The sequence below is a fragment of the Myxococcota bacterium genome (assembly GCA_039030075.1).
GTDB lineage: Bacteria > Myxococcota_A > UBA9160 > UBA9160 > SMWR01 > JAHEJV01.
Window position 1 is genome coordinate 1 of sequence record JBCCEW010000009.1, and the last position, 19,759, is coordinate 19,759.

Consider the following 19,759-nt stretch of genomic DNA (forward strand, 5'->3'; position numbering starts at 1 on the left):
CGGATCGAGCCCGGAGAGATCGAGCGCACGCTCATGGCGCACCCCACCGTCTCCGACGCCGCGGTGCGCGCCTTCGACGGACGACTCGTCGGCTATCTGACCGGCGCTGGTGTGGAACCCGACGAGGTGTCGCGCTGGCTCGCGGAGCGTCTGCCCGCCGCCATGGTTCCCGAGCGCCTCGTGTGTCTCGAGCGACTGCCGCTCACCGCGAACGGGAAGCTCGACCGGCGTGCGCTTCCCGAACCCAAGAGCGTGGTCGCGGAGGTCCCGTTCGTGGCGCCGGACGGCGCTGCCGAGCAGAAGCTGGCGGAGATCTTCGCCGATGTCCTCGGCGAATCCCGCATCTCGGCGACGGCGAGCTTCTTCGAGCTGGGCGGCCACTCGCTGCTCGCCACGCGGGCCGTCTCCCGGATTCGCGAGGCGTTCTCGACCGAGCTGCCCCTGGCGGCGCTCTTCGAAGAGCCGACGGTGCGCGGGCTGGCGCCCCGGCTGGCCGAGGGCGAGGGCGCAGCGCTACCTCCGCTCGAGCGGGTGCCTCGCGACGGACCACTCCCCGTCTCCTTCGCACAGCGGCGGATGTGGCTCCTGGATCGTCTCGAGCCCGAGGGCCGCGCGGCCTACGCGATCCCGATGGCGGCGCGCGTGCGCGGTCCGCTCGACGTCGACGCGTTCTCGCGCAGCATCGACGCGCTCGTGCAGCGCCACGAAACGCTGCGCACCGTCTTCGCCACCGACGCATCCGGTGAGCCCGTGCAGGTGATCCAGGACGCGAGAACAGCCGCGCCGGTGCGCGTCGCGTCGATCGACTTGCGCGGGCTCGAGGGACAGGAGCAGCAGGACGCGATCGCGCAGGAGCTCGCTTCGCGCACGCTGATCCCCTTCGATCTGGCGGAAGGCCCGCTCCTGCGTGTGGCGCTCTTGCAGGTCGGGTCGGAGGAGCACGTGCTGCTGGCGGTGTGTCACCACGTCATCTTCGACGCCTGGTCGCGGGGCGTCCTGCTCCGGGAGCTGTCGCTGCTCTACGCCGCGCTCTCGCACGGCGCGCCGATTCCCCTCGAGCCGCTCGAGATGCAGTACGCCGACTTCGCCGCGTGGCAGCGCGGCTGGCTATCAGGCGAGCGGCTCGAAGCCGAGCGCGATTACTGGCGTCGCGCGCTGGCAGGTGCTCCGGGTCTGCTTTCGCTGCCCGCAGACCGTCCCCGTCCTTCCCGACCCACCCACCGCGGCGATCGGGTCCTCCTGCGCGTGCCGAGTGAAACCAGCCAGGCCCTCTCGGATCTCGCGAGCCGCGAAGGCGCCACGCCGTTCATGGTGATGCTCGCCGCGTTTCAGGTGTTGCTCGGCCGCTTGACCGGCCGTGATGACCTCGTCGTGGGCTCACCGATCGCGAATCGCCGCCAGCAGGATCTCGAGGGGTTGCTCGGCTTCTTCAGCAATACCGTCGTGCTGCGCACGGATCTCTCCGGTCGGCCGACCTTCCGGGACCTGCTGGGCCGCGTGCGGCGCACGGCGCTCGACGCCTACGCCCACCAGGACCTGCCCTTCGAGGAGCTCGTCGAGATCCTTCCCGTCGAGCGCGACCTGTCGGCGAACCCGCTCTTCCAGGTCGTGTTCACCCTGCGCAACACCCCCCGCGACCCCGTGGCGTTCGAAGGCCTCTCCTTCGAACCGGTCGGCGCGGAGGTTCCGACGTCGAAGTTCGATCTGACCGTGCTGCTCGAGGAGACCGAGGGCGGCCTGCTCGGCAACTTCGAGTTCGCGACCGACCTCTTCGAGCGGGAGACGGTCGAAGGGTGGCGCGACGCCTACGTGCGCTTGCTCGATGCGATCGTCGCCGATCCGGACGCGCGCGTGCGGGACCTGCCGACCGGTCTTCCCGCGTCCTTGCGGCCCGACCCGAGCGAGCGACCGGGCAGCGCGGTGCGCGCGCTGCGGCCCGACGAAACCCTGGCCGATCGTTTCCACTTGCGGGCGCGGCAGCAACCCGACGCGCCGGCGGTGGGACTCGCTGGCGAGAGCCCGGTCGAGACCTCCTTCCTTTCCTACGGCGAGCTCGAGCGGCGGGCCAACCAGCTCGCCCGCACGCTCCGCGAGCGCGGCGTACGCGCCGAAGACCGCGTGGGGCTCTGTGCGGAACGGGGCGTCCACGAGTGGGTGGGCATGCTCGCCGCGTGGAAGCTCGGCGCCGCCTACGTGCCGCTCGATCCGAGCTTCCCCGAGGAACGCCTCGCCTGGATGGTGGAGTCGAGTCGCGTGGAATGGGTGATGACCGCGGGTGCCGCGGCAGCCGACGCCTTGCCGGCCGGGGTGACGACCCTCGCGCTCACCGATCCCGCGAACTACGCCGCTTCGTCCGAGCCACTCGACGCGCCGCCCGGAGGCGCCGAGGGGAGCGCTTACGTGCTCTACACCTCGGGCTCGACGGGTCGCCCGAAGGGCGTGGCGGTGTCCCACCGCGCCGCGGCGTTCTTCCTGGACGCCATGACCGAACGCTTGGGTTGGAACGCGGACACGCGCGTGCTGGCGGTGACGACCCTGAGCTTCGACATCTCACTGCTCGAACGCTGGGGACCGCTCTGGCGGGGCGGCCGTTCCGAAGTCGCGCCGCTCGAGGTCGTGGCGTCGGGTGCGGCGCTCGCCGAGTGTCTCGCGGGGAGCGAGGCTACGGCGCTGCAGGGCACGCCGGCCACCTGGCGGCTCTTGCGCGACGCAGCGTGGCAAGGCGGCGCAGCGCTTCAAGCGCTCGTCGGAGGCGAGGCCCTGCCGACGGAACTCGCCGCGTGGATCGCCGCGCGCGCCGGAGAGGTCTGGAACCTCTACGGACCGACCGAGACCACCGTCTGGTCGACGGCCCATCGCTTCGAGGCCGATGCCTCCGAGGCGGCGAAGGGCACCGTCGAGCTGGGCACGCCGCTCGGCGCGACGCGGCTCGCCGTCCTCGACGCCGAGGGCCGGCCGGCGCCCGTCGGTGTCTGGGGTGAACTCGCGATCGGCGGAGGCGGCGTCACGCGCGGCTACGAGGGTCGGGGGGCAGAGACCGCGCTGCGCTTCGTCCCCGATCCCTTCGCGCCCGCGTCCGAACCCGGCGCTCGCCTGTATCGCACGGGAGACCTGTGTCGGCTGCGCCGCGACGGGGGCCTCGAGTACGGCGGTCGCGGGGACGGCCAGGTGAAACTGCGCGGGTTCCGGATCGAGCTGGGTGAGATCGAAGCCCAACTCGTCGCCGACGACGCGGTGGCCGCGGCCGCCGTCGTTCCCGTCGACGAAACGCTCGTCGCGTTCGTAGTCGCACAGGACGCCGATTCCGCGCCTGCGGTGGACGGTCTCCGCGCCGGGCTCGCGGCGACCCTGCCCGCGTACATGGTGCCGCGTCGGGTCCAGTGTCTCGACGCACTTCCGCTCACGCCCAACGGGAAGATCGATCGTTCTGCGCTCGCGGGGCGGGTGTCCGCGGACGACGGCGCGTCGCCGGCCTTCGCGGCGCCGCGGACGGAGACCGAGACGGCTCTCGCGTCGATCTTCGCGGAGGTGCTCGGCCGGGATGCGGTGAGCGTCGATGCGAGCTTCTTCGACCTCGGAGGGCACTCGCTCCTGGCGACGCGCGTGGCCATCCGGATTCGCGAGGAACTCGGCGTGGAGATCCCGCTGCGGATGCTCTTCGAGGCGTCGACGGTCGCCGCCCTTGCGCAAGCGGTGGACGCGGGCGAAGTCGCGGGGCACGAAGCCGGCGCACCGAGCGCGCCGATTCGGGTCGACGAGCGGCCGGCCAGGATTCCACTGAGCTACGCGCAGGAGCGGCTCTGGTTCCTCGACCAGCTGAACCCGGGTGACGCGTCCTACGCGATTCCCTTCGCGCTGCGGCTCGCGGGCCCGCTGGATGTGGACGCGCTACACGCGGCGCTCCAGGCGGTCGTGGATCGCCACGAGGTGCTACGAACGACCTTCGCGGCGGTGGAGGGGCTTCCGGAGCAGTGCGTCCACCCATCTGGATCCGAACTCGCGCGTGTGGCGGCGTCGCTCGCCGTCGTCGACGCATCCCAGGAAGACCTCGCGCAGCGCGACGCCCGCGCGCGCGATCTGGTGTTCGCGGCAGCGCGTCAGCCCTTCGACCTGGCGACCGGACCGTTGATGCGCACGACCCTCGTGCGACTCGCGCCCGACGTGCACGTGGTGGCGCTCGTGACCCACCACATCGTGAGCGACGGCTGGTCGGCGGGCGTCCTCGCCCGCGAGCTCACCGCGCTCTACGCCGCGCAGACGAGGGGGGCGCCGAGCCCGCTCGCGCCGCTCGAAATCCAGTACGCGGACTGGGCGATCCACGAGCGGCAGGTGCTCGACGAGTCTGCGCTCGAACGCGAGATCGCGCACTGGCGGCGCGCGCTCGCGGGCGTCCCGCAGCAGCTGGTCGCGCCGGATCTCGAAGAGCCCTCCCGGCCGGCCGAAGCCTCCTTCGAGATCGATGGAGCCGTTCTGGATCGGCTCGAGGCACTGGCGCGCGCGCACGACGCGAGCCTGTTCATGGTCTGTCTGGCGGCGTTCCAGCTCCTGCTCGGACGCGAGGGCAACACCGAAGACGTCGTGGTCGGGACCGACGTCGCACACCGCACGCATGGTGCGACCGAATCCCTGATCGGGTTCTTCGTGAACGTGCTGGCGCTGCGCACGCGACTCGACGGCGCGCCGAGTTTCGCCGAGCTCGTCGGACGCGTTCGGGAGACCTGCCTGGAGGCGTACGAGCACCAGGACGTTCCCTTCGCGCGCGTTGCGGGCGCCATCGGCGAGCGGCGTGAAGACGGCCGTTCGCCGCTGGTCCAGGTGCTCTTCGTGCTGCAGAACCTGCCGTCGGTCGCGATCGAGCTCGGCGACGTCCGCGCCGAGGTGCTCGAGCCCGCCGAGCCGACCACGAAGTTCGACCTCGCGCTGTTCTTCCGCCGCCACGGTGGGGGGCTCGCGGGTACCTGGCGGTACGACGCCGGGCGTTTCTCGCCCGACCGGGTCGAGCGGCTCGCGCGCCGTCTCGAGGCCCTGCTCGCGACGGTCGCGGCCACCCCCGACGTCGGGATCGATGCGCTGGACCTCCGGACCCCCGCCGAGCGCGAGGCCGAGCGCGATCGCTCGGGGCGGCGCAAGGCCGGACGTCGTTCGCGTCTGCGGCGCGCCGCGGCCCGCCCGGTGGCGACCGAAGCGGCGTCCCCGATCGAGGTGGGTGCCGCGGTCGAGGGCCTCCGACCGAGCGATGCGAGCGCTCCGTTGTGCATCGCGGCGACGGGCACCGAAGCGGACCTGGTCGGCTGGGTGCGTAACGAACGCGGCGTGCTCGAGCAGGCGCTGCAGCAGCACGGCGCCGTCCTCTTGCGCGGCGGGCCCTTTCACGACGAGAAGGCGTTCGAGGCGTTGGGCCGCGCTGTCGTGGGTGAGCTCTACGGGGAGTACGGCGACCTGCCCCGTTCGCCGGTGAGCGGGCGGGTCTACGGGTCGACGCCCTATCCGCCGGATCGCTCGATCCTCTTCCACAACGAGAGCGCCCACCTGACGAGCTGGCCGACCCGGATCTTCTTCGGCTGCGTGATTCCCGCCGAGACGCGGGGGGAGACACCGGTGGCCGACGGCCGTGCCGTGTTGGCGGCGCTGCCCGACGACGTGCGCGAGCGCTTCGAGACCCTTGGACTGCGCTACTCGCGGACCTTCACGGCGGGCCTCGACGTCCGCTGGCAGGACTTTTTCCGCACCGACGATCCGCGGGTGGTGGAGCAGCGCGGCGCGGAAACCGGCACCGAGGTCGAATGGGACGCGGACGGCACGCTGCGGATCGCCGATCGCCGGCCCGCGATCGGTCCGCACCCCGACCACGGTTGGCCCGTCTGGTTCAATCAGATCGCCCTGCATCATCCGCGCTATCTCGACGCTGCGGTTCGCGAGGCCCTGCTCGGGAAGTACGGGATCGAACGGTTGCCGCGGAACGTGACCTTCGGCGATGGATCCGTCATCGAGGAGCGCGACCTCGCCTGCGTCGATCGGGCCTATGAGGCCGCGCGCGTCGAGTTCCCGTGGCGCCGTGGCGACGTCCTCGTCGTGGACAACGAGCGCGTCTCCCATGCCCGGAACCCGTTCACCGGGGAGCGCAAGATCATCGTCGCGATGGGCCGCATGCGAACGCCGGACGGGATCCTGGGCACCAGCGAGGAAGACCGATGAGCGCCGAGGTGGGATACCGGCTCGCGCCCCAGCAGGAGCGCGTGGCGGATGCGCTCGCGCGACGGGCGCCGGGCCACGAGGCTCTCTCGGCGCTGGGTTCGGGCGGTGGCTTCCGCGTGCAGTGGCTCCTCCGTCTGCACGCGCCGCTCACACTCGAGACGCTGGCGGCCCGGCTGTGTCGGGCGATCGATCGTCACGATGCGCTGCGTCTACGACTCGTGCCGCGCCCGGGCGCACGCCGTCCGCTGCAGCGCTTCGTCGCCGAAGGAAGCCAGGACCCGCTCGCCGAGGGAATCCTGCGAAGCGCGCGCGAGGACGCGCGCGAGGTGTGTCGCGCCGAGTGGGCGCGGCCCTTCGACCTGACGACGGAAGCACCGCTGCGTCTGGTGCGTCTCGAAGAAGGTCCGGACGCGTCGCGCCTGATCTTGACCGCGTCGGCGCTCGCCCTGGATACGCGTTCGTCGATCGCACTGGCCGAGGAACTCTGCGGCGACGTGTCCCCGCTCGACGAGGACCCGGAGGCGCTCGATTGGCTCGGGGCGTCCGCGTACTTCCGCGAATGGCTGGAAGACGAAGCGGACGAGGACGCGCGCGCGGATCGCGCGCACTTCTCGGACGCCTCGTGTGGAGAACCCCTGCGCTGGCCGCCGCTCGCCGTCCGCCCCGAGCACGGCGCGCAGGGCGGAGGCTACGTGCGCCTGCCGGTGCCGGTTTCGCGCGAGGCCGCGAGCAACCTTGCGGCCGCTGCTATGCGCGCCGAGGTGTCGACCGAGGCGCTCTGGCTCGCGGGGCTTCACGCGCTGCTCGCCCGCACCAGCGAGACGACCGAAACCGGGGTGCGTGTGGCCTCGGGAGGTCGGGGGCTCGAAGAGCTCGAAACCCTGCTCGGCCCCCTGTCGCGTTGGTTGCCGGTCGGTACGCGCGTCGACCAGAAGGCCTCGGCCGCTGCGCTCGCGCGGTCACTCGATCGCGCCCTGGAGCGCGCGCGTGAACACGCGCATGGCCACCGCGACCCCGATCCCTCGACGGACGAAACCTCGTTGGAGCTCGATGCGATCGCTTTCGCGGCGGTCGATGCGACGCTCGAGGGCGCTGCCGAGATCGAGGGGCTGCGCGCGGTGGAAACGGACGCGCCGCTGCTGGCGACGCTCCTCGACGCGGGGAACGGGTCGCCCGAGCCCGCGCTCGAGGTGGACACGGGTCGGGTCGATATCGGCGCTGCGGCGACCTTCGCTGCGGCCCTGGCGGACCTGTGGACGTCCATCGCGAACGATCCCGAGCGCGCGGTGGGCGAGCACACTCTGGTCGCTCCGGGCTCGGCGCGGGAGCGGGCGCTGGGCGGACCGTACACGTCCTTCGAAGCGACACCGGGTTCGTTCGTGGAGCGCTTCGACGCGGCCGTTGCGAGTGGCCCGGAGCACCCCGCGGTCATCACCGACACCACGACGCTCTCCTACGCCGATCTGGATCGCCGCTCCCGCGCGCTCGCGGCGAAGCTGCGCAGCGCGGGCGCCGGGCCCGATCGCCCCGTCGCGCTGGTCTTGCATCGAACCCACCACGCCCTCATCGCGATGCTGGGTGCGATGCGAGCAGGCGCCCCCTTCCTGCCCCTGGACCCGGTGCTCCCGACGGAGGCGATCGGCTTCCGGCTCGAGGACGCCGACGCTGCGGTCGTACTGACCGAACCGCTCCTCTACGCGCGCGTTCCCGAGCCTTGCCCGCGTTGGAACCTCGAGGAGCTGGATCTCGACGCGGAACCCGAGCCCGAGGTCCGCGGCCCGGCCCCCGCCGACTGCGCCTATCTGTTGTACACGTCGGGCTCGACGGGGAAGCCGAAGGCGGTCGCCGTCGAACACCGCCAGCTCGCCGCGTACATCGCGGCCATCGAGCCCCGGATCGGCGTCGGCGCCGGCGCGTGTTGGGGGAACCTGTCGACCCTGGCCGCCGACCTGGGTCACACCACGCTCTTCCCGGCTCTCGCCACTGGCGGCACCCTGCGGCTGTTCGGCGAGGAGTCGATGGGCAACGCGCGCGTGCTCGCGGAGCAGCTGCGGGCCTGCCCGATCGACGTCCTCAAGATCGTGCCCTCCCACCTGGCCGCCTTGCTGGACGGCGCTGGCGGACCCGAGGCCGAGCGCGCGTTGCTGCCGGCGCAGGCGCTGCTTTGCGGGGGCGAACCCCTGCCGTCGGCCCTCGTGGAACGCATCGGCGACGCGGTGCCGACCCTGCTCAACCACTACGGGCCGACCGAGACGACGGTGGGCGTCGTCGTCGGCGATGCGCGGTCCATGCCCAGCGACGCGGAGGGGCGCGTCCCGATCGGTCACCCGCTGGGCCACGCACGCGCCTACGTGCTCGACGAGCGCCTCGCGCCCGTTCCCGTCGGCGTGCCCGGAGAACTGTATGTCGCCGGCCCGACGGTGACGCGCGGCTACGCGGGGCGGCCCGCTCTGACCGCCGAGCGTTTCCTCCCCGATCCTTTCGGACCCGAGCCGGGCGCGCGTATGTACCGGACCGGCGACCGTGTGCGCCGGCTCGCCGACGGTTCGCTGGCGTACCTCGGTCGGACCGACTTCCAGGTGAAGATCCGCGGCTTCCGCGTCGAGCCCGGCGAGATCGAGAAGACGATCCTGGACCACCCGGACGTCGCGCAGGCCGCCGTCAAAGCCCTCGGTGATGCGACCAGTGGCGGAGCGCGCCTGGTGGCGTGGGTGGCTCCGCGCACCGGGGTCTCACTCGAAGCGGCCGACCTGCGCGAGTGGATGAAGTCGCACATCGCGGTCTACATGCGACCGGCGAGCTGGGTCCTCTTGCGCGCGTTGCCGCTCACGCCCAATGGGAAGGTCGACCGTGCCGGACTTCCGGAGCCCGACACGAGCCAGCCCGCGACGGAGCACGCCTACGTGGCGCCGCGCGGCGCGGCCGAGCGCGACATCGCTGCGATCTGGTGCGAGCTGCTCGGGCTCGAGCGGGTCGGCGTCGAGGACAACTTCTTCGATCTCGGAGGCCACTCGCTGCTGCTGGTGCAACTGATGAGTCGCCTCGAAGCGCGTTTCGAGCGAGAGATCCTGATCACCGAGCTCTTCCAGTACACGACGGTTGCGGCGATGGCCGACTGGCTGGACGGGGCCGGCGGGGCGAGCACCGCCGCGTCGGACGACCGGGCCCGACGCGAACGGCGCTTCGACCCGAACGAGCCGATCGCCGTCGTCGGGATGGCGGCGCGCTTCCCGGGCGCCGGTTCGATCGACGCGTTCTGGGAGAACCTGCGCGAGGGACGCGACGGCGTCACGCGCCTCGAGCGAGACGCACTCCTCGACGCCGGGGTGGACGCGTCGCTGCTGGACGATCCGCACTTCGTGCCGGCGAGCCCGATGCTCGACGACATCGACCGCTTCGACGCGACCTTCTTCGGGGTCGCGCCCCGCCAGGCGCAGATCATGGATCCGCAGCACCGTCTGCTCCTCGAGATCGCCTGGGCCGCGCTGGAAGACGCGGGGATCGCGCCCGGGCGCTCGGCCGGTCGCGTGGGCGTGTTCGCTGGCGCCGGGCTCAGCAGCTACTTCCTCCACAACCTGGCGGCCGCCCCCGAGCTAGTGGCGGCGGCCGGGGTGACGGCGGTGCGTCACGCCAACCGCGTGGACAATCTCGCGACCCGGGTGGCGTATCACCTGGATCTGGCGGGTCCGGCGGTGACCGTGCAGTCCGGCTGTTCGTCTTCCCTCGTGGCGGTCCACCTGGCCGCGCAGAGTCTGCTGACCGGCGATTCCGACGTGGCAATCGCCGGTGGCGTCACCGTGAACGCCGGGCAGGGCCGTGGCTATCTCCATCAGCCCGGCGGGATCAACGCCCCGGACGGTCGTTGCCGCGCGTTCGACGCCGCCGCCGCCGGTACGGTGTTCGGCAGCGGTGTGGGCGCCGTGGTGCTGAAGCGCCTCTCCGACGCTCTGGCCGATGGCGACACGGTGCACGCGGTCGTCCTCGGCTCGGCGATGAACAACGACGGCGCGATCAAACAGGGCTACACGGCGCCGAGCATCGAGGGCCAGGCGACCGTCGTGGCGGATGCGCTCGCGCGCGCCGGCGTCGATCCCGCCGACGTGGACTTCGTCGAAGCGCACGGAACCGGCACGGCGATCGGCGATCCGATCGAGGTGGCGGCGCTCGCACGCGCCTTCGGTTCCGCCGCGGCTGCGTCCGGGAGCACCGTGCTCGGATCGGTCAAGTCGAACCTCGGTCACCTGGACGCCGCCGCGGGCATCGCCGGTTTCCTGAAGGCCGTCCTGGCGCTCTCGCGTGGAGAGATCCCGCCGACGCTGCACTTCGAGGCGCCGAACCCGCGGCTGCAGCTCGACGCGACGCCCTTCCGGATCGCCGAGGCGCTGACGCCGCTGGAAGGTCCCCCCGAGCAGCGACGCGGTGGCGTGAGCTCGTTCGGGATCGGCGGCACCAACGTGCACGTGGTGCTCGGCGGACCCGTTCCCGCGCCGCGACCCGACCCGGCTCCGGCGAGCGCGAACGATGGCGCCGCCGTGCTCACCCTGTCCGCGCGACGCGCGGACGCACTCGACGGCATGGCGGAAGCCCTCGCCGAGCGGCTTCGCGCGCAACCGGAGCTCGCGCTCGACGACGTCGCCTGGACGTTGGCCAACGGACGCCGACCAGCGCCCCACCGGCGCACGGTTCTCTGCGCCGACCGCGAGGAGGCGATCCAGGCGCTCTCGGGCGCGCTCCCGGATCGCGTCCGCAGCCGGGTCGCCACGCTCCGCGACGCCGACATCGCCTTCTTGTTCCCCGGTCAGGGGGCGCAAATGCCGGGCATGGCGGCGCCGCTCTACGAAGCAGACGCCGCCTTTCGTTACCGCTTCGACGAAGTCCAGAAAGCCGTCGAAGAAGCGCAGGCGCAGGTGGGACATCCGAGTCCCGGCGAGCTGCGAGAACTCCTGCTGAACCCGCAGGCTCCGGACGCCGCGAAGCGCCTCGCCGATACCGCGCTCGCGCAACCGGCGCTCTTCGTGATCGAGCTCGCGATGGTCGAGGCGTGGGCCGCGCGCGGCGTGCGGGCGAGCGCGCTCGTCGGGCACAGCCTCGGCGAGTGGGTGGCCGCCACACACGCCGGTGTGTTCTCGCTCGAAGATGGGGCGCGCCTGGTGGCGTTGCGGGGACAGCTGCTCGCGCAGCAGCCGACCGGCGCCATGCTCGCGGTGCGGGCCAGTGCCGAAGACGTCGGCTATTGGCTCGCCGAGCCCGGCGGTGAAGGGCTGCACCTCTCCGCGATCAACGGTGGTGAGGACGTCACCGTGGGCGGTTCGGTGGACGCGATCGAAACCTTCGCGGCGCGGCTCGCGCGCGGGGACGTGCAGGTGCGTCGGCTCGCGACCTCCCACGCGTTCCACGTGCCCCAGATGGAAGGAGCGGTGGAGCCGTTCCGCGCCGCGGTCGCCGCGGTCCCGCGGCAAGCGCCCCAGGTGCCCTTCGTCTCGGCCCGGACCGGTGGTTGGATCCAAGACGCGGAGGCGGTCGATCCGGACCACTGGGCGCAGCAGCTCGTGGAGCCCGTGCGGTTCTCCGAGGCGCTCGCTGCCCTCGGTGAACGCTTCGGCGGCGTGGCCCTCGAGGTGGGGCCGGGCCGCGCGCTGTCCACCCTCGTGCGACGCGAGACATCGCTCCCGGTGGTGGCCCCCCGCCCGGGCGGCAGTCCCCCGCATCCGATCTCGGCGGCGCTGGCCGACCTCTGGTTGCACGGCGCCGCCATCGACTGGAGCCAGGCCCTGCCCGGCGGAACCGCCCGACGCGTGTCCCTGCCGACCTATCCCTTTGCGCGCGAGCGTCATTGGGTCGACGCCACGCCCGGATCGGCACGCGTGCAGCCCGCGGTTGCCCGCGTCGGAGGGGAGGCGGCGCCGGCCGAGGGGTTCGTCCCCGCGATCCCCGAGGACGGCGACGCGTCGACCGATCTCGCCTCCGTCGCGCGCGCGAGCGCCTACCGGGCGCCGCGCACGGATCCCGAGCGCCTGCTCGTCGACATCTGGGAGCAGGTGCTCGGCGTCCCGAAGATCGGTGTCGACGACGACTTCTTCGAACTGGGCGGGGACTCGTTGCAGGTGCTCCAGGTGCTGTCTCTCGTGCGTGAGGCGGGCTACGCCCTCGACCCGGAAGACCTCTTCGATCGCCAGACCGTCGCGACGGTCGTCGAGGTGATGCACCCGGCGGCGAGTTCGGACCCGCGTGTCTCGGCGCTGGGGGCCGAGCGGCTGGCCGACCCGGTCACCGGTGAAGACGTCGGGTTCACGCGCCGCCCGCGTCGGGTCGTTCCATGGACGGCCGAGCAGCGTCGTTGGCTCGCCGCTGGCGGTGCGCCCGTCCACCAGCGACTCGTCTCGGCGGTCGACGGGAACGCACTTCCCGACGAGGACGGCCTGCGCGCGGCCACGGTCCTCTGCACTGCGCGCTACGGTGCGCTGCGGCTGCGCGCAGCGCGCGCCGGGGGCGAGTGGATCCAGCGACTCGTCTCGTCGGAAGACGCGCCTTGGACGGTCGCCACGCGAACGCTTGCGAGCGGGGAGTCGCTGGAGTCGACTCTCGCTGCGCTGGCCCGCGAGCTCGATCCGGTGGCCGGGCCCGTCGCCGCGGCGGTGCGGTTGGCGTGTGGGGGATCGCCCGAGGCGACGCGGCTCGCGGTCATCGTGCATCCGCTGGTCGCCGACGCCGACGCGCTCGACGTCCTGGTGTCGGAGCTGCTGAACGCAGGCGCTGCGTCCGGCGCGCGTTCACCGGATCCCGAGGCCGAGGGCTTCGGGAGCTTCGCCGAATCTGCACTCCTCGCCTCGCTCGACGCCCCCACCGAGGCGTCCGGCGGCGCGCCGGTCCGGGTGCCGCGCGATTTCCCGCTCGGCGAAGCGCTGGCGTCGAACCGTGTGCGCGCAACGCGTCCCGTCGCGAACGTCGCCGAGGGGCTCGAGGGCGTGCTCGCCGCGACCGCGTGCGCGCTTCACCGCTGGACCGGGGTCGGACGCGTCGATCTTGCCTTCGAGCGGCGCGCGGCGGCGGCATCGGAGAGCGTCGGCTGCTTCACCGAGCGGGCGACGGCGACATTCGAAGCCGCGGCCGATGGCGTGTCCGTCGAGGACGCGCGTGAAGCGATGGCGCGCGCGGTAGTTGTGACGGACAGCGGCGCGGCCTCGGACGTGTGGGTCCGCGTGACGTCTCCGCCGCGCGCTCCCGAGCACGAGGGCACCCGCTGCGATCGCATCCCCGGGCCGGCGCCGTGGACGCACCCGGAGGCGCGCCCCTTGCACGCCCTCGAGGTGACCTGGATCGCCGGCGACGCCGGAGCCCCGGGCCAGCTGGCAGTCGACTACTCGAGCGCGGTCCACCGCTCCGAAACCGTCGACCGCGTGATCGACGACATCACCGCGCAGCTGACCGGCGGAGCGGAGGGGGCGACGCCGGAAGAGGCACCTGCCGTCGCCGCGCCGGCTCTCACCCCTGACGCCGTGAGCGCCACGTCGATCCGACCCGCGGATCTGGAAAAGCTATTGGCCCGGGTCGGCGGAAGCGATGCGCAGGACGAGGGCGAGCGATGACCACCGATACTCCGCCCCGCGCCGACGTCGTCGATGTCTACGATCTCACCCCCGCCCAGGCGGGGATGCTCTTCCACACGTTGAGCAGTCCCGGAAGTGGCGTCTACGTCCAGCAGCTGTGGTGGACGATCGAGGGCGACTTCGACGCGGAAGCGCTGCGGCGCGCCTGGGATCGCGTGGCCGCGCGCCACGCCGTCCTGCGCACGAGTTTCCACTGGGAAGGACTCGAGCAGCCGTACCAGGTCGTGCACGGGGTCGTGCAGACGCCGCTCGCGGACGTGGATCTGCGCGGTCTCTCGCCGGAGGCCCAGGCCGCGAAGCTCGATGAAGCGCTCGAAGCGGACCGGCGCTCGGGCTTCGATCTCACCCAGGCGCCCGCGGTGCGGATCCACCGCTACCGGCTCGACAACAACCGTCACCGCATCGCCGTGAGCTACCACCATATCCTGCTCGACGGGTGGTCGGTGCCCGTCGTGACCCGCGAACTGTTGCTCGAGCTGGTCGCCGAGCGCGAGGGCCGCACCCTCGAACTGCCGCCCTCCAGGCCCTTCGCTGAGCACGTCCGGCGGGTCGTCTCTCAGGACCCGAGCGCCGCCACGTCGCATTGGCAGGAACGCCTCGCGGGGTTCGCGACACCGAGCCGCGCCGATCTCGATGCGCAGCCCGTCGTCGAGAAGGCGTCGGTGATCCGGGTTTCCGCCTCGCTCGACGACGCCGCCGCCGAGCGACTCGCGTCGGCGGCGCGGGCAGCGGGGGTGACCCTGGGCACGATGGCCCTCGGCGCCTGGTCGATCGCCCTCTCGGCGCTCTCGGGCAGGACGGATGTGGTCTTCGGCGTCACTTCGAGCGGGCGCGACGCCACCGCGGGTGCCGACGAGACGCCGACCGTCGGCATGTGCCTGACCACGCTGCCCTTCCGCGCGGACGTCGCGTCCCACGTGCCGCTGCGAGACTGGTTGCGCGAGCTGCAGCGGCGCCAGGCCGAGGATCGGCGCTTCGAGCACACTCCGCTGGCCGAGCTGCGCGGGCTCGCCGAACTCGAACCCGGCGCGTCCCTCTTCGACACCATCGTCGTCGTCGGCAACACGCCGCTCGCCGAGCTCGAGATGGCGGCCGGTCGGCTGCCGGCGCTCCGCGTCACCGAGGTCGGTGATTTCGAGAAGACGAACTATCCGCTGACCCTGCTCGTCTCGCCGCGGTCGGGTCTCTCGGTCGAGGCCCTCGGCGGTACGGGAACGGATCCCGCGGCGATCGAGCGCGCGGTGGCGCTCTTCGTATCGACGCTGCGGCGGCTGGCCGATCACCTCGACACACCGGCCCACGCCTTTCCCCTGGTGGACACCGCGGGCGCGCCCGCGCCGGTTGCGGAGCCGAACGAGCCCGGACCGGGCCTCGAACTCGACCTGGTCGCCGCGATCGACGCGCAGCGTTTCGACCGGCCCGATGCGGTCGCGCTCGTAGACGGCGATCGAACGGTCACCTACGGCGCGTTGCTCGACCGCGTCGATGCACGCGCACGGCAGCTCGCCGGCGCGGGCGTTCAGGCGGGCGATCGCGTGGCGATCGCGGCCGAGCCGGGATCCGGGCTGGTGGAGGGGCTGCTGGCCGCGCTCCGAGTCGGGGCCACGTGTGTGCCCCTCGACCCCGGTCAGCCGCCGGGGCGTCGCCAGCGCATCCTCGAGAACGCGCGCCCGGCCGCGGTCCTGTCGACATCGGAGTTCGCGGACGAGTTCGCGGCCGCGCTCCACGAGACCCCCGTGCTCGACCTCGATGCGTCGGCTCGCGGGAACGAGGCGCCGCCGCAGGCGCTCCCGCTGCCGCCCTTCGACCCGTCGCGCCCGGCTTACGTCCTCTACACCTCCGGTTCGACGGGCGAGCCGAAGGGGGTGGTCTTGCCCCTCGATACGCTCGCGCGCCTGGTCGCGTGGCAGAACGAGCGCTCGGGTCCCGAAGCGTGTGCGGCCACCCTGGCGCTGGCGCCGATCGGCTTCGACGTGGCGTTCCAGGAGCTGCTCTCGGCGTTGGTCGCGGGCGGTCGGCTCGTGATCGTCGACCGCGCGACGCGCCGAGACCCCGGCGCCATCCTCGACCGGGTCGAAGCGCATGGGGTGACGCGCCTGTTCGCTCCGTTCGTGTTGCTCGATGCGATCGCGCAGGTGGCGGTGGCGCGTGATCCCGCCCCGTCGCCCCTGCGCGAAGTCGTGACGGCCGGCGAAGCCCTCCGCGTGACCGCGGCGATTCGCGGCTGGTTCTCGCGCTTGGACGGCGCGGTGCTCGACAACCAGTACGGCCCGACCGAGGCGCACGTGGTGACGGCCCACCGGTTGACCGGCGATCCCCAGGACTGGGAGACATTGCCGCCGATCGGAAATGCGCTGCCCGGCACCGTGCTGCACGTCCTCGATCGCCTGGGTCGCCCGCTGCCCGACGGTCTCGTCGGAGAGCTGGTCCTGGCCGGACGGGGCCTCGCCCACGGCTACTGGAATGCGCCCGCGCGCACCGCCGAGCGCTTCGTTCCCGACCCGCTCGCCGTCCATGGGCCCGGTTCGCGCGCCTACCGAACGGGCGACCTCGTGCGGCGCCGCGCGGACGGCGCGCTCGCCTTCGTGGGGCGCGCCGACGACCAGGTCAAGCTGCGCGGCTTCCGCGTGGAGCTCGGAGAGATCGAGGCTGCGATCGCGCGCCACGACGCCGTCGAGAGTGCGGCGATTGCGCTGCGGTCCCGGTCCGGTGGGACATCGGGATCCAGCGCACGGCTGGTCGCCTACGTCGTGATCCGGGAAGGAGACCCGACGCCGGACAGCGCGCTTCGCGGCTGGCTCGCGAACGAGTTGCCGGCGTACATGCTCCCCGACGCGTTCGTGAGGCTGTCGTCCCTACCCGTCACCCCGAACGGCAAGGTCGATCGGCGTGCTCTCCCGATGCCGGACGAGGCGGCGTTCGGTAGCGCGCCCGCGGGCGCGCGCGTCGAGCCGCGCACCGAGACCGAGGCGCTGGTTGCCGAAACCTGGAGCCGCGTGCTGGAGCGCGAGGGCATCGGGGCCCACGACGACTTCTTCGATCTCGGGGGCCACTCGCTGCTGGCGGTGCGGCTGGCCTCGCTGCTCGGTGCGGCGATCGGCCGCGAGGTGCCCGTCGTCCAGCTCTTCGAGCATCCGACACCGGCGGGCCTCGCCGCCTGGATCGAATCGAGCGCGCGCGGCGACGAGACGGGCGAACCGAATCCCGTGCGGCGCGACCTCGCCGAAGAGCGGCCGCTCTCGGAATCGCAGCGGCGCTTGTTCGTGCTGAATCCCCAGGTGGCACCGACCCACCGCTTCTACCACACCGTGACGGCCCGCCGTCTGCGCGGTCCCCTGGACGTCCCGGCGCTCCGCTCCGCCCTCGAGTCCGTGGTGGCGCTGCACGAGCCGCTGCGCACCGCGTTCGAGGTGCGGAGTCTGGCTCCGCTCGACGTCGTCAAACGCGTCGTCGCCGCCGGCGCGCTTCCGCTCGAGGTGGTCGACCTGTCCGATACCACGGTCGCCGAGCAGGAGCGGGCCGTCCGCGCTCGGGCCGACGCCGACTTCGCTGCGCCCTTCGATCTTGCCGGCGGCCTCCTGATGCGCGCGACGCTGCTGCGTCTCGGCGACGACCACCACGTGCTCGTACTCGTGCATCACCAGCTCGCCTTCGATGCCTGGTCGCGCGAGCTCTTCGTGAAGGATTTCGAGCGCTTCTATCGGGCTGCGCTGTCGGGCGATTCCGAGGAGGTCGCGGCGCCGGAGTCGTCCGAGGCGCTGCGCTACGACGACCTCGCGGTCGACGAAGCCGACCGGCTCGAGAGCGACGCAGCACGGGAGCGGCTCGCATCGGCCCGGGACCGGCTCGCCGAGCCGTGCCCTCCCTTGGCCTTGGACACAGACTACGAACGGCCCGACGTGAAGTCCTTCGAGGGGATCGTCTTGCCGCTGCGCATCCCGGCGGGTCTGGTCGAGCGTGCGCGCGAACTCGCGCGCCGCTCGGGCGTCACCCTCTACATGGCGCTCTTGTCGCTGTATGCGGTGTGGCTCCATGCGCACTCGCGACAGGAGCAGCTGCGGATCGGCTCGTCGTCGGCGGGCCGACGCGGTGAAGCCGCCGAGACGTTGGTCGGGCCGTTCAACGACTTCCTCGTCCTCCCCGTGGACCTCTCCGGGGATCCGAGCTTCCGGGAGCTCTTGCGGCGCATTCGTCGCGTCGCGCTCGACGCGCACGCCCATGGCGAGGTGCCCTTCGCGCGCCTCGTGGATGCGCTCGACGCGGGGGAGGACGCATCCCGCACGCCCGTCTATCAGGCGATGTTCACGTACAAGCGCTTCCTCGAACGCCCCGACGGACGGCTCGGCGAGCTGGAGGTCGAAGGCGTCCACGTCGACTGGGGCACGGCGCGGACCGACGTGACGATCTCGCTCCTCGACGATGGCGAGGACATCGTGGGCTTCCTCGAGGCGAGTGCCGACCTCTTCGAGCGCGAGCGCACCATGCTGCGACTGCGGCACGCCCAGGTGCTGCTCGATGCGGTGGTGCGCGACCCGGACGCACCGCTCTCCTCGCTTCCGCTCTCTCCCGCCGAGGCGGCGAACTACGATCCGATGTCGAGCCTCTCCGAGAGCGAGCAGCGCTACCTCGACGCCTTCGAGGTGCGACACGCCGGCCGCACCCCGCACTCTCGACAGCTCGCTCGGGATCATCACCCGAGCTGGGCCGACCCGCGCTTCGCAGCGGGCTACCGCAAGGCGCTTCGCGGAGTGGGGTACCCGCTCTTCGCGGAGCGCGCGGAAGGCGCGCGGATCCAGGACGTCGACGGCAACGCCTACGTCGACCTCACGATGAGCTTCGGCATCACGCTCTTCGGCCACCGCCCGGCCTTCCTGCGCGAGGCCCTAAAGGACGAGGTCGACCGGGGCTTCCCGCTCGGGATGGCCGCGCCGCGTGCGGCCGAGGCCGCGGAGCGGATCCGTCGCTTCGTGCCGACCGTCGAGCGGGTGGCCTTCCTCGGAACGCGGACCGAGGCGATGATCGTCGGACTGCGCGCCTGCCGCGCCGCGACCGGTCGGTCCAAGGTCGTGGTGTTCCGCGGCGGCTACCACGGCAACGCCGACGAACTCCAGACCGGGCCGAACCCCTTCGATCCGGGAGCGCGACCGCCGGGGATTCCCGAAGCCCTGTCCGGGGACGTCTGGTCGCTCGACTACAACGATCCGCGCTCCCTCGACGCGCTCGAAGCGCGGGCCGACGAGATCGCGGCCGTCCTGGTGGAGCCGATCCAGAGCCAGTGGGCGGCGCGACTCGACGAAGACCCGGCGGCTTTCCTCGCCGGGCTGCGCTCGGTGACCCACGACCACGGCGTTCCGCTCGTCTTCGACGAGACCGTCTTCGGCTTCCGCATCCACCCGGCGGGCTGCCAGGGCCATTTCGGGATCGAGTCGGACCTCGCCATCTACGGCAAACCGATCGCCGGGGGCCTGCCGATCGGGGTGGTCGGCGGGCGCAGCGAGATTCTGGACCGCATCGATGGCGGGGCCTGGTTTGGCGCCGAGGACGGCGCGCCGGCGGGCGGTCGTATCGAAGCCGGCAGCACCTACGGCGGGCACCCGCTCTCGATGGCGGCGGTGTGCGCGGTACTCGAAGAGCTCGAGCGTCGCGGTCCGAGCTTTCAGAAGGATCTGAACGAGCGAAGCGCGGCGTTCTGCGAGCGGCTGAACGCGCTCCTGCGGGCCGAAGGGGCGCCGATCGGCGTGACCCATTTCGGATCGCGCATCGGCTTCGTCTCCCTGGGCGGTGGCGACGTGGGGCCGCTCTTGCGCCTGCACCTTCTGGAGCACGGCGTGTTCCTGCGCGGCGATTGCGGCTCGCTTTCGGACGCCCACAGCGACGCGGACCTCGAGATCGTGGAGAGCGCCCTGCGCGAAACCGTCCGAACCCTCGCCGCCGCGGGATTCCGCGCCTGACCCGCG

General features: G+C 72.3%; 3 protein-coding genes. All 3 read left to right on the top strand.

Translation table 11 applies throughout. The annotated features are described in order from the left end of the window. The first annotated feature begins 18 nt into the window (after positions 1–18). Genes AAF430_11385 through AAF430_11395 form a run of 3 tightly spaced genes read left to right on the top strand, consistent with a single transcriptional unit; the run spans position 19 to position 19,753 of the window. A complete protein-coding gene (locus tag AAF430_11385) occupies positions 19–6,195 on the top strand; it encodes an amino acid adenylation domain-containing protein (protein MEM7410828.1) in 6,177 nt (2,058 codons plus the stop codon). After that, on the top strand, positions 6,192–13,781 hold the full coding sequence (locus tag AAF430_11390) for an amino acid adenylation domain-containing protein (GenBank protein ID MEM7410829.1): 7,590 nt from the start codon (positions 6,192–6,194) through the stop codon (positions 13,779–13,781). Before AAF430_11385 ends, AAF430_11390 begins: the two co-directional genes overlap by 4 nt. Further along, complete coding sequence (locus AAF430_11395) at positions 13,778–19,753, top strand: amino acid adenylation domain-containing protein (protein MEM7410830.1); 5,976 nt, start codon at positions 13,778–13,780, stop codon at positions 19,751–19,753. The genes AAF430_11390 and AAF430_11395 overlap by 4 nt, the downstream gene beginning before the upstream one ends. Positions 19,754–19,759 lie beyond the last annotated feature (6 nt).

Coding starts and splice junctions, on each gene's coding strand:
- AAF430_11390 (MEM7410829.1), top strand. CDS start 6,192: ATGAGCGCCGAGGTGGGATACCGGCTCGCGCCCCAGCAGGAGCGCGTG.
- AAF430_11395 (MEM7410830.1), top strand. CDS start 13,778: ATGACCACCGATACTCCGCCCCGCGCCGACGTCGTCGATGTCTACGAT.